The 12113-nt window shown below is 71.4% G+C and carries 8 protein-coding genes and 1 pseudogene; 4 read left to right on the top strand and 5 right to left on the bottom strand.

The features are described 5' to 3' along the window. Positions 1-6: 6 nt before the first annotated feature. Entirely contained in the window at positions 7-2037 is a 2031-nt protein-coding gene (gene efeU, locus R2B38_RS40260) for an iron uptake transporter permease EfeU (protein ID WP_318021913.1), read from the bottom strand. Positions 2038-2247: 210 nt separating this feature from the next. Between efeU and R2B38_RS40255 the strand changes: the two genes are divergently transcribed. Genes R2B38_RS40255 through R2B38_RS40245 form a run of 3 tightly spaced genes read left to right on the top strand, consistent with a single transcriptional unit; the run spans position 2248 to position 4231 of the window. Beyond that, on the top strand, positions 2248-2925 hold the full coding sequence (locus R2B38_RS40255; RefSeq protein ID WP_318020732.1) for a DedA family protein: 678 nt from the start codon (positions 2248-2250) through the stop codon (positions 2923-2925). Then, a complete protein-coding gene (locus R2B38_RS40250) occupies positions 2922-3527 on the top strand; it encodes a phosphatase PAP2 family protein (protein WP_411978533.1) in 606 nt (201 codons plus the stop codon). Before R2B38_RS40255 ends, R2B38_RS40250 begins: the two co-directional genes overlap by 4 nt. Then, complete coding sequence (locus R2B38_RS40245; RefSeq protein ID WP_318020731.1) at positions 3524-4231, top strand: phosphatase PAP2 family protein; 708 nt, start codon at positions 3524-3526, stop codon at positions 4229-4231. The genes R2B38_RS40250 and R2B38_RS40245 overlap by 4 nt, the downstream gene beginning before the upstream one ends. A 350-nt stretch (positions 4232-4581) precedes the next feature. Here R2B38_RS40245 and R2B38_RS40240 read toward each other — a convergent pair. The 4 genes and pseudogenes from R2B38_RS40240 to R2B38_RS40225 all read right to left on the bottom strand — a co-directional run. Next, a pseudogene (locus tag R2B38_RS40240) lies at positions 4582-5013 on the bottom strand (ATP-binding protein); the annotation flags it as partial. 143 nt (positions 5014-5156) lie between these two features. Next, positions 5157-6152: an MEDS domain-containing protein gene (locus R2B38_RS40235; protein WP_318020730.1), complete on the bottom strand. Its 996-nt coding sequence runs from the start codon at positions 6150-6152 to the stop codon at positions 5157-5159. Positions 6153-6170: 18 nt separating this feature from the next. After that, a complete protein-coding gene (locus tag R2B38_RS40230; RefSeq protein WP_318020729.1) occupies positions 6171-8486 on the bottom strand; it encodes an ATP-binding protein in 2316 nt (771 codons plus the stop codon). A gap of 223 nt (positions 8487-8709) precedes the next feature. After that, a complete protein-coding gene (locus R2B38_RS40225) occupies positions 8710-10818 on the bottom strand; it encodes an alpha-galactosidase (protein WP_318020728.1) in 2109 nt (702 codons plus the stop codon). Positions 10819-10987: 169 nt separating this feature from the next. On the opposite strand from R2B38_RS40225, the gene R2B38_RS40220 reads away from it, so the two are divergent. Further along, complete coding sequence (locus R2B38_RS40220) at positions 10988-12058, top strand: LacI family DNA-binding transcriptional regulator (protein WP_318020727.1); 1071 nt, start codon at positions 10988-10990, stop codon at positions 12056-12058. Positions 12059-12113: the final 55 nt, after the last annotated feature.

Here is a 12113-nt window from a genome sequence, read left to right as displayed (position 1 = left end):
TACTCATCAGGCGGACTTCCTGATCTCCAGCAGGTCCGGCACCGGTGCCAGATCCTCCAGCAACTGCCCGGTGGCACCGTCCAGTTGCGCCTTCGTCGTACCGTCCAACTGCTCGACCGGCGTCCAACTCCCGCCCCGGTGAGCCGAGTCGAGGAGCTTCTGCAGCCGGGCGATGTCGGCGTCGACGCCGGGGAGCAGCTTCGGCGACTCCTTGGTCAGCAGCGGCTTGAGTACGGTGAGCAGCTCACGCGTGCCCGCGAGGTTGCTGTCGACGGTCGCGAGGTTGGTGCCGCTGCCCTCGTCGGTGTCGGCGGTCAGCTCGAACTGCAGGGCGTTCTCCAGGATTTCGTGGGCCCGCAGCGGCAGGTCCCCCGGGTCGAAGTCCTGAGTCGGGAACGCCTTCCGCAACCCCACCACCGCTGCGGCGAGTTGCTGTGCGGGCACCTTCAACTCGGCCGCCGACTGGCCGTGCCAGAGCCCGTACTCGATGCGGTGAAAGCCCGCGAAGTCCTTGTCCTGAACGCCCCCGGCCAGCCCGTCGGCCCTGCCGTTGATCTTCTGGTCGAAGTCCTCGAAGGTGCCGTAGGCCGCACCGAGGGAGGAGTACGTGCGGTGCGCGGTCAGCCAGTCCGTGCGCGCCTTGGCGAGGTGGTTGCCGGCGATGTCGTCGCTGAGCTGCCGGGTCTGGGTGACGAGCGTGGCCAGGCCCTGGTCGACGTACGCCTTGTAGGCCTTCAGGGGTGCGGCCAGGTCCTTCTCGGAGACGGGGACGACCGCCTTCACCGCGCCTCCCCCACCGCTGACATGGACCGTGGCGGAGGTGACGGCCTTCGCGCCGGTGGGTACGCAGCGCCAGGCGTACGACCCTCCCGCGACGGTGGCGACCAGGTCCCGGGTGGTGCCGGGAGCGAGCCCCTCGACCTCGCCGTAGACCGCGTTGGTGGCGGGGTCGATCAGGTACACCTCGGCGGTCTTGTCGCCGGTGTTGTGCATCTGGAAGGTCTGGCGGCCGGTGTCGGGCGCGGTGAAACCCTTGCCGCACTCCGTCTCGGAGACGGCCACCGTCTCCGAACTCGCCGGCTTGGGGCGGGAGACGGCGACGACGAGACCGGCCACGACCGCCGGTACGGCCACCACGGCGACCGGGACGACCCAGACAGGCCGGCGGCGCGGCGACGGGACGGGCTCGCTCGACTCGGCGGTCGCGGGGGCGGGTTCGGGCGAATTCGTCTTCACACCTCGCACGAACAGCGGCATCACCACCGCCAAGTAGCCGACGTAGCCCACCACTTGCAGCCAGGTCATCGTGGGCATCAGGTTGAACACGCCCTGGATGAGGGTGCTGTACCAGGAGCCCGCGTCGACGCTGCCGCTCAGGTCGAAGGCGTAGGAGGTCAGGCCGGGGAGGACGCCGCCCTCCTGGAGGTCGCGCAGTCCGTAACCGAGGACACCGGCCGCGATGACGATGAGGACGACGCCGGTGGCGGTGAAGAACTTCGTCAGGTTGATTCTGAGGACGCGGCGATAGAGGCCCCAGCACAGGGCCGCCGCGAGGACCAGCCCGATAGCGGCGCCGGCCAGGGGGCCGGCCGACTCGCCGGCCGCGCGGGCCGTGGTCCACAGGAACAGGGCCGTCTCCAGGCCCTCGCGGCCCACCGCGAGGAACGAGGTGAGCATCAGCACGCCCGCGCCCATGCCGAGCGCGCCGGTCACCTTCTCCTTGATCTCGCCGGAGAAGGTACGGGCCGAGCGGCGCATCCAGAACACCATCGCGGTGACGAACGCGACGGCGATCACGCTGAGGACACCGCCGAAGGCCTCCTGGGCCGTGGCGGAGAGGTTCGCCGCGGTGAAGGTGAGGACGGCGCCGAAGCTCAGCGCGAGGGCGATCGCGGCCAGGACCCCCGTCCACACCTGCGGGAGCCGGGACTTGGCGTCGGCACGGACGAGGGTGGCGACCAGGATCGAGACGATGAGTCCCGCCTCCAGCCCCTCCCGCAGCCCGATCAGAAAGCTCGGAAACGCGTCGTCCCACATCGGGTGCGACCCCTCCTGAGTTAGTGCAGGCATGCCTTACTTCGCCGACCATCATGACTACATGCGTGTAGTCGATCAGTCATGAATCGGCAACGACCGGGCAAAAGTGCGGAACTCCTCGCCCTCTGCAATCGTCTACAGTTGAGTAGACCGTCTACAGATTTGTAGTCAGAAACGTTCGTAGTCATACCTGCGGAAGGGCGCGCGCCGATGACCACACCCCTGGACCTGGCATCCCAGCTCGCGGTGAACGTGCTGGACGCCAGGTCACTGCTGGCCGCCTTCGGTGTGCTGGGTGTCGGCGTGGTGATGTTCGCCGAGACGGGGCTGCTGATCGGGTTCTTCCTGCCCGGTGACTCCCTGCTGTTCACGGCGGGTCTGCTGTGCTCCGGCGGCGCCGACAGAGCCGTGAAGCTGTCGTTGCCGCCCCTGCTGGTCGCGGCGGCGGTGGGCGCGCTCGCCGGGGCGCAGTGCGGGTATCTGCTCGGCCGGAAGGCGGGCGGCGCGCTGCTCGCCCGCAGCCGCTCGGCCCGCCTGCACGAAGGCGCCCGGCGGGCCGAGGAGTTGCTGGAGCGGTACGGCTACGCGAAGGCGGTGGTTCTGGCGCGCTTCGTGCCCGTCGTACGGACGGTGCTGAACCCCGTGGCGGGCGCGCTCGGGGTGCCCGTGCGGACGTTCACCGTGTGGCAGGTGGCCGGTGGTCTGGTGTGGAGCCTCGGGCTGACGCTCGCCGGGTACGCGCTGGGTTCCTCGATCCCGAACGTCGACAAGTACCTCCTGCCCATGGTCGCCGTGATCGTGGTCGTGTCGCTGCTGCCACTCGCCGCCGAGGTGTACCGCTCCCGCAAGGCGTCCCGGGCGGCGAAGGCCGGGGAGGTGCGCGGATGATCCTCGTCGCCTTCCAGGGATCGTCGATCGACGGCGAGGAGTACACGGATGTGGTCAACTCCGCCCAGCACGCGCCCGGTTGGCTGGACGGTGCGATCTCGGCGTGGTCGACGTACGGGCTCGCGGTGTTCGCCGTGCTGATGGTCGTGGGCTGGTGGCGGGCGCGCCGGGTCGGTGCCGAGGCGGCGGTGACGGCGCTGGCCGTGCCGGTGGTCGTGGTCGCCGCGTACGGCATCGACTCGCTGCTCAAGTCGGCGGTGCGGGAGAGCCGGCCCTGTCAGACCCTCCGGGTGGTCACCCTGGAGGCGTGTCCGGTGCGGGGCGACTGGTCCTTCCCGAGTAACCACGCGACCATCGCGGCGGCGGCCGCGGTCGCCCTGTTCTTCGTCTCCCGCCGCCTCGGTGCGGTCGCCGCCGTGGCCGCGCTCGCGATGGCCCTCTCCCGGGTCTGGGTCGGGGTCCACTATCCGCACGACGTCGTGGCGGGCGTGGCGGTCGGCGCGCTGCTGGCGCTCGGCGCCATGGTCCTGGTGAAGCGGCACCCCGGCTCCCTGACCCGGCGGATCACGGCCACCCGGCTGCGACCGCTGCTGGTGTCGTGAACCGCAAGGACGTCTCCGAATTGGCGGGCAGCACGGGCCTCGGCGCCTGGACCGCGTTCGCCGTGCTGAGCATGGTGGTGCTCGGGCACGGGGGCGCCCCGCTCTTCGGGGACGAGGACGCGGTGTCCTGGTCCGTCGCGCACCGCCCGGACGTGGCGCTCGCGGTGGCCCGCGGTCTGACCGCGACCGGCACGGGCGTCATCCCGTACGCGCTCCTGATCCTCGCCGGACTCCTCACCGGCCGCACCGCCCGCCAACGCCTCCTCGCCGCGACCCTGGCCCCGGCCTGCCTCGCCACCGGCCAGGGCCTGCGCTACGGCGTGATGGAACTGGTCTCACGGCCCCGCCCGGCGCTGGGCAACTGGGCCACGCACGCCTCGGGCTGGTCCTTCCCCTCCGGCCACACCACCACGGCGGCGCTCACCGCCGGACTGTTGATCCTCGCGATATCCGTGCGCGCCCCGCACGGCAGAACCCTGCTCTGCCTGGCCGTCGGCTGCTGGGGCGCGCTGGTCGGGCTGACCCGGGTGTATCTGGGCGTGCACTGGTTCACGGATGTGGTCGGTGGCTGGCTGTTCGCCGTCGGCTGGCTCGGGGTGTGCGTGTGCGCGGCGGCCTGGTGGCTGCCGACGCGCCTGACAGCCGACGGGGTGGATCCGGCAGGTCCCAGCACGGGACCACCGCGTGAGCGGACCCGCCCGTAGACGTGCTCACCGGTAGCCGTGCTGCAACCCGTAGACGTGCTGCAACCCGTAGGCGTGCTCAAAGCGATAGGTGTGCTCAAGCGGAAATGGCGGCCGGTGCCGAACCGGGGGGCCCGGGACACCGTGCCCGGCGCCGGACGCCGTGGGCGGTACCGGCCGAGCAGTCCGAGGTCCTCGGTGCGGTCGCCGTCAGGGCTGTAGTGGTGGTCCGCCCGCTCGTGATCCAACTCGGCGCAGCCGTGCTCCACTTGAGCCCGTGGCCCGGCCGGTGCCGGAAGGTGCACATCTGTCTTCGCCCCGTCGTCACCCGTGCTGTCCGACGCGTCGATCTCCAGCTCGAACCAGACCTCCTTGCCCTCCTCCACGAACCGGCTGCCCCACCGGTGGGCGAGCGCGTCGACCAGGAACAGCCCGCGGCCGTTCTCGCTGTCGAGGTCCACGTCAAGGTCGTCATCCAGGTCGTCATCAAGGCCGTCGTCGCGTTCGACCCGCCGGTGCGGCGGCCGGGGAAGGTGTCGCCGCTCGTCCGCGACCTCGCAGCGCAGGATGCCGACGCCGAGGGACAGGGTGAGCCGGTAGCGGCCGCCCGCGTGCACGACGGCGTTGGTGGCCAGTTCACTGACCAGCAGTTCGGCGATGTCCACCAGGCTCTGGAGGCCGTACTCGGCGAGCCGCTTGCGGACGAGTTCCCTGGCCTGGCGGACCGAGGACTTTCCCGGGCCCAGGATCGTGGTGCAGCCGTCGCCCACGGTCGGCAGGCCGCGTGGACGGTCGTTCGGCATGGTCGTTTCCCTTCGGCCCCTGGGGCGTTCGGCTCGTGCGGTGCGAGGCCGGGTCCGCCAACAGACCCGGCCTCCTGTCCACCATGCGTCCGCCCTGCCCTTCGAGGCGCGGGGGGAACTACCCGAATCCGCGGACCGGTTCGTCAACCTGCCGATACGAGAGCCGTCTCCATACGGATGGTCCACCCCTCCTTCGCCCCGTCACCGGACCTCATGTCCACGAACTCGCAGACCTGGCGGGTGTGCCAGAGCCCGTCCTCCGGCCGCACTTCGGCACCCGGCGGCCGGAAGCCGAGGAAAGGATCGGTGATCCGGCCGCGCGGGGTGCGCAGTTCGCAGACGACGCGCTGCCGGGTCGACCACAGCCGCAGGTGTGCGCGGTCGCAGCCCTGGGAGGCGGCATACCGCGTGGCGCCGGACACGGCCTGCCCGAAGCGGGCCGCCTCGTCGGGGGCCATCCCGCGCGCCCTTGCCTGGTCCGCCGCGAACCGGTGACCGGCGGTCAGGTCCCCGTCGAGGCGGACGCCGACCGCGTCCCGGGGCGGTGCGGGCAGCGGGCCGAGGCCCTGGGTCGCGTAGACGGCGGGCTCCGTGAAGAGCGAACTGCGCTGGACGCCCTGCCGGTTGAGTTCCGTCGGGTGGGTGTGCCGGGCGGCGTCGACGACGTCCGGCGGTGCGGTCCGGGTGTCGTACAGGCACATCAGATCGGGCGGCGCGCCGGTGAAGAGCTCGGTGGCCAGGGCCTCGTACCGCTTCCACTCGGGGATCTGGCGCGGCGTACGGCCGTCCCAGACCGGCTCGCCCGTCATGTGGAGCAGGCCCTCGGGGCTCGCGTGTGTGACGTAGTAGTCGAGGGCGGTGGCCATGCTGTTGGCGGGGCTGCCGCGGTACCAGCGGGCGGAGTCGCGGAAGTCGACCTGGCGGGCGTCCGGGCCGAGCGCGTCCCGCAGCAGGTCCAGTTTGCGCGGGGTGGTGATGACTACCGGGTCCGGTTCCTCCTCGGCGACGATGCCGTCCCTGAGGAACGGCACCACCACCGCCAGGAACTCCTCGTCGGACGAGTGGATGCCGGCGTGGTGCTTCACACCGGGGACGGGTGCGACGGGTCGGGTGAGTGAGGTGGGTTGTCCGAGTGCCATCGGTCTGCCTTCCTTCTCTCAGGGGCGGGTGGCCCGGCGCGCCTGTGCCCAGACGGCGACCTGGCTGCGCGAGGTGAAGCCCAACTTGCTGAGGATGCGCTCCACATGGCCCTCCGCCGTGCGCAGCGCGACGACCAGCCGGTCGGCGATCTGCTGGTTGGTCAACCCTTCGGCGATCAGTTCGGCGACCTCCGTCTCGCGGCGGGTGAGCGGGCTGTCGAGCACCGGCCGGGGCGCGGACTCCCGCTCCCCCAGCGCGTAGGCCACCGCGTGGTCCGAGGTGAGTTCGAGGCCCTCGCGGTAGGCGCACTTGAAGCCCTCGCCCAGCAGTGCGCGGGCGCCTTCCTCGGCCTCGGTGCGCACCGGGCCGTGGGACGGGGTGCGGTCCAGTGCGACGTGGGCGTCCTGCCAGATCCGTTTGGCGGCGCCCAGCAGGACGGCGGCGGAACGCCCCTCGCCCTCGCGGGCGTTGACGGCGGCGAGCAGTTCCAGCGTCATGCCGATGCCGAACACGTCACCGACCGCCCGCTTGAGCCGTAGGCACTCCCGGGCGTGGACCCTGGCCGCGACCTGGTCGCCCTTGGCCCACTCGGCGAAGGCGAGGATACGCAGGAGGTAGGAGTGGATCCACTGTTCGCCGTAGGTGAGGCAGACCTGCCGGAACTCCTCGCACAGGGCCATGGCACGGTCGAACTCGCCCTGGATCGCGAGGACATGGGCCAGTTCCACGTACTTGAAGCCGACGAGGCTCATCGACTCGCCCTCGCGCGGCGGGAGGGCGAGTGCCTCCTCGTACACGGCCCGCGCCCGCGCGTAGTCGCCGCTGATCAGGAGGGCACCGCCGCGGCCGAAGAAGGTGTGCGCCACCTCGGCCTCGTCGCCCAGCCGCAGGGCGAGTTCGCGTGCCTCCTCGACCAGGGGTGCGGCGCGAACGGCGTTGCCCTGGCTGAGCAGCATCAGGGCGAGGGCCCACAGGGCGCGGGCGCGTGCGACGGTCGGCTCGGGGGCGGCGGCGAGCAGGCGCTCCAGCCAGTACCTGCCCTCGACCAGGGCGCCGGTCGCGAACCAGAAGAACCACAGGTGCCCGGCCAGCTTCAGCCCGGCCCGCAGCTCCCCCGGTGTGTTCAGGCAGAACTCGAACGCCGAGCGGATCAGGTCCGACTCCGCGTGCAGCCGCCGTACCAACTCCGGCTGGTCGGGGCCGAACCAGCGCTCCTCGCACTCCTCGACGAAGTCCAGGCACCAGTCCCGCACCCGGCGCCGGGCCGCCTCCTCCGCGCCTGCCCCGTCCTCGCGGAGCCGGTCGAGGCCGTACTGGCGGATCGACTCCAGCATCCGGTACCGGGCATGGACGGCGTCGCCGTCCCGGACCAGCAGCGACTTGTCGACCAACCCGGCCACGGCGTCCACCAGTTCGTCGCGGTCGAGACCGGGCCCGGCACAGACCTCCTCGGCCGCGCCCAGGTCGAAGCTCCCGGCGAAGGCGGAGGCGCGCGCCCACACCGTCTGCTCCTCCCGGGTGCACAGGTCGTGGCTCCAGTCGACGGCCGCGCGCAGGGTGCGGTGGCGCGCCAGAGTGTCGTCATCGCCTGTACTGTCGGCCAGCAACCGGTAGCGGCGGTCGAGGCGTTCGAGCAGTTGCCGCACTCCGAGGGCGCGCATCCGTACCGCCGCCAGTTCGATCGCGAGCGGCAGCCCGTCCAGCCGGCGGCACAGGGCGGCCACCGCGTCCTGGTTGGCCTCGGTGAGGGAGAACCCGGGCAGGACGGCGGCGGCCCGGTCGGCGAAGAGGGCCAGCGCCGGGTACTCCAGCGCGGGTCTCGGCGGCAGCGGCTCGCCCGGCGTCGGAGTCGCCAACGGCTGTACTTCCAGGACGTGTTGGGCGGTCACGTCCAGCGGATGTCTGCTGGTGGCCAGCACCCGCACCGCCGCGGTCTCGGCGAGCAGTGTCTCGACGAGCCGCGCGCACGCGTCCGCCAGGTGTTCGCAGTTGTCCAGGACGAGCAGCGACTCCCGGTCCTGGAGATGGTCGACGAGGACCCGCACCGGTGAACGGCCGGACACGTCACGGATGTTGAGCGCCTCGATCAGGGCGAGCGGCACGAGCGAGGCGTCCCGCACACCGGCCAGCTGCACGATGTGCACCCCGTCGGCGAACGCCCGCGCCAGCCGGGGCACGGCGTGCAGCACCAGCCGGGTCTTGCCGACACCGGCCGTCCCGGTCAGGCTCACCAGTCTGTGGGCGGCCACCAGACGCTTGACCTCGGCGGTCTCCTGACGCCGGCCGACGAAACTCGACGCCCTGACGGGTCGGCCGATGTTCTGCCTTGTCACGGATACCTGCACAATCGGTCCCGCCTCCGAAAGTGGACTTCAAGAACTCTAGGCGCGGTACGTGGATGAAGCATCCACAGCCCGGCATTGCCACCTGAAGGCGCTTTCCTGACGGAATGTGCACGAAATCTGTCGCATGGCGATCACCAGTGGATCAGCCGTGCAACGACGGCGCTGGAGTCCCCCGGCCCACCGGACGGGAGGACTCCACCGGCCGTACGACTCAGCCGGCGCTCAGCCGGACGAGCACCGCGGTGTTCGCACGAGGCAGCGCCACCGTCAACTGCCCCTCGGCCGGGTCCCATTCGGCGCCTGCGTCCGAGGTCCCCGGATACAGCACGGTCGCGCGGGCAGCGGCACCGCGCAGATGCGGGACCGTGAGCGTGCGGCCGGTGTCGTCCGACTGCCGCCGCCAGACCATCACATACGTCGAGTCAGCCCCCCGCAGCCCGTGCGCGATCCATCCGTCCTCCCACCCGGGAAGCCTCAGCGGCCAGAACGGATGCCCCGTGCCGATCTCCTCCCGGACCTCCTTGTAGACGGAGACCGCCGAGCGGACCAGGTCGAACTGCTCGTCGTTCATGAGGTTGATGAAGCCGGAGAGGTGGATACGGCTGAGCAGCGGGCCGGTGAGGGTGAAGGCGATCTCGTCGAGGGTCTGGTCCGGCTGGGGGTACGCCCACACCGCGGCCTGTTCGGGTGTGGCGGCGGTGGCGGCCGCCGCGGTGATGGGCGGATAGCGCAGCGGGTCCTGCTGGTCGCTGGTGGACTGGAGCTGGGCGACGGCCAGTTGGGCGTAGTCCATGCGCAGACCGCCCGATCCGCAGTTCTCCAGGACGAGGTGGGGATGACGGTCGAGGAGCCCGGCCATCCAGTCGAGGTGGGCGCGGTGGTGCCCGAGCAGTCCGGCGCCCGGGCTCTCGGTCCCGTTCTCCGTGCCGGGGCCGATGTTGATGTTGTAGTCGAGCTTCAGATAGCCGACGCCCCACTCCCCCACCAGCCGGTCCACGACCTCGTCGAGATGCGCGCGGGCGGCCGGGTGGCGCAGGTCGAGGTGGTGCCGTCCGTGTTCCGTGACGCGCAGACCGCCGCGCCGGAAGAACGCCTCGGGGGGCAGGGTCCGGGCCAACGGGCTGCGTACGCCCACGACTTCGGGTTCGAGCCAGAGGCCCGGGGTCATCCCGCGCTTCGTGATGGCGTCGAGGACTTCCTGTATGCCGCCCGGGAAACGGTTGGGCGCGGGCTCCCACGCGCCGACGGAGTCCCACCAGCCCTGGGCGTCGTCGTCGTACCAGCCCGCGTCGATGACGAAGACCTCGGCGCCCGCGTCCGCCGCCGCCTCGACGAGCGGCAGGAGCCGTTCGGTGGTGGGGTCACCGTTCAGGGTGTTCATGTAGTCGTTGAAGATCACCGGGAGCGTGTGGTGGTCGGGGTGGTCGCGGCGGATCCCCCGGCGGTAGTCCGTGAGGGTGCCGAAGGCGGCGTCCAGGCCGCCGCTCTCCGCACGAACGAGGACGCCCGGAACGGTGGTGAACTCCTCACCGGGGAAGAGGAGTTGGTGCCACTGGTGGTGGGCGTCGTCGGGGCCGAACAGGGCGATGTAGGCCGCGCCCTCGCGTTCACCGGTCTCGTAGCGCCAGCCCGCGCTGGACTCGATCTGCCACAGCCAGGCATTGCCCTCCGGGTCGGTGAGGGCGGCGACCGGGAGGTGCCGGCCGGTGGACCAACTCCCTTGCGAAGAGCGCTCGAAGCAGCCGCGTCCCTCACGCCCGTGGGCGAACCGGCTCAACGGCACTACCTCGTCGCGGAGTTCGGCCCGGTGCCAACGGCATTCGGCGAGCCAGTCGTTGTCCGCCCAGTGCAGGGTCAGCCCGCAGAGGCCGTCCTCAGTGTCGGAGGAGGTGATCCCGCCGAGGGTCAGGGTCGTCACGCTCTCCAACCGCAGCGGCTCGGCACCCTCGTTGACCAGCCGTACCCGCGAGCGCAGGAAGGACGCGCCGGGGCCCGCCTCCAGGGTGACCTCGGCGGCCAGGCCGGTCACCGGGTCAGCGAGCCGGATCGTCGTACGCTCCAGGCCGCCGTCCCGCAGTGTCCGCGTCTCGTGGTCGCGGTAGGCCAGGCGCTCGCCGATGGCCGTCTCGATGAAGCGCTCGCCCGACCACAGGCGCCCGTGACCGGTCGCGGTGACCTCGACAAGGGGAACGAGGCGGTCCCAGTCCTGGCCTGAACTCCCCAGTCTCACCGACCCGTTGGCGTCCAGGACGGCGTGCAACCCGAGCTCCGGGTGCGACCAGATACGGGACCTCTCGGCTGTTTCGACGACACCGGTCAACACAATTTCCCCTTCTGGGACAGTTCGGTCCTGCGGCTCTCGTACAGGCGCTGAACTGGGGCTTCTCAGCCGGTGGGCGCGATCTCCCCGCCCTGGCCGGCGTGTTCGAAAGGTAAATCCCCAGTTACGGTCTCTTGACGCCCACGTTGTGACCGCTCACAATCCTCGCATGGATGTGACCGGTCACACAAGCTCCGGCGGCCACGGCGACCCCCCTCAGGGGCCGCAGAAAGCCGCCAGTATCCGCGACGTCGCGGCTGCCGCAGGCGTCTCCTACCAGACGGTCTCGCGGGTCATCAACGGCCACCCGAACGTCAAGGAGGAGACCCGCAAGCGCGTCGACGCGGCTATCCAGACCCTCGGCTTCCGGCGCAACGCCACCGCGTTCGCCCTCGCCAGCGGGGTCACCCGATCGGTCACGGTCATCACCTCGAACACCGTCCTCTACGGCTATGCGGCCACCCTGCAGGGCCTGGAGGAGGCGTCCCGCGCCGCCGGATACGCGCTCGGTGTGCGGGTGGTGACCCCGGAGGACGACCTGGACCGGACGATCGCCTCGGCCGCCGACACCGGTGGCGGCCTGGTGGTCATCGGCTACGACCGGATCGGCGCCGCCGCCCTGGACCGCGTACCGGCACATGTCCCGTGCGCGGCGCTGGTGGAGGCGCCGCCGCCGGGCCGGACACCCGGCCGTCCGGCGGTGTGGGCCGACGACCGCGAGGCGGCCCGTGCCGCCACCGAACACCTGCTGTCGCTGGGGCACGCGAACGTGCACTATGTCGCCATCCCCGCCTCGACCGGAACCCGGCGCCTGGCGGGCCCCCGCGCCGAGGGCTGGCGCCAGGCACTGGAAGCGGCCGGCGTCACCCCGCCCCCGCCGTCCGGCAAGGGCTGGGACGCCCAGGCCGGTTACGAGGCCGGGAAGAAGCTCGCCCGGGACAAGGACGTCACCGCGATCCTGTGCGGCAACGACGACCTGGCACTCGGCGTACTGCGCGCCCTGCACCACGCGGGTCGGCGGGTCCCGGAGGACATCAGCGTCATCGGCTTCGACGACGCCCCGCACTCCGCTTTCGTCACCCCGTCCCTCACCACCGTACGGATGGACTTCCACGGTCTCGGCCGCGCCGCGTTCGGACTGCTGCGCGCCCAACTCGACGCCGATCAGCAGGAATTGGCGCCGGTACCGGCCGAACCCACCCTCATCCTCCGGGAGAGCTCGGGGCCGCGGGACGCGTGAACCGGGCCGGGCGTCCGTCAGCGCCCTGTCCGTCACGTCCGCCGTGCTCGCCGTA

This window comes from Streptomyces sp. N50 (genome assembly GCF_033335955.1).
Taxonomy (GTDB): Bacteria; Actinomycetota; Actinomycetes; order Streptomycetales; family Streptomycetaceae; genus Streptomyces.
Note: the sequence above shows the minus strand (reverse complement) of the source record. Positions and strands in the feature narration are given on the sequence as shown.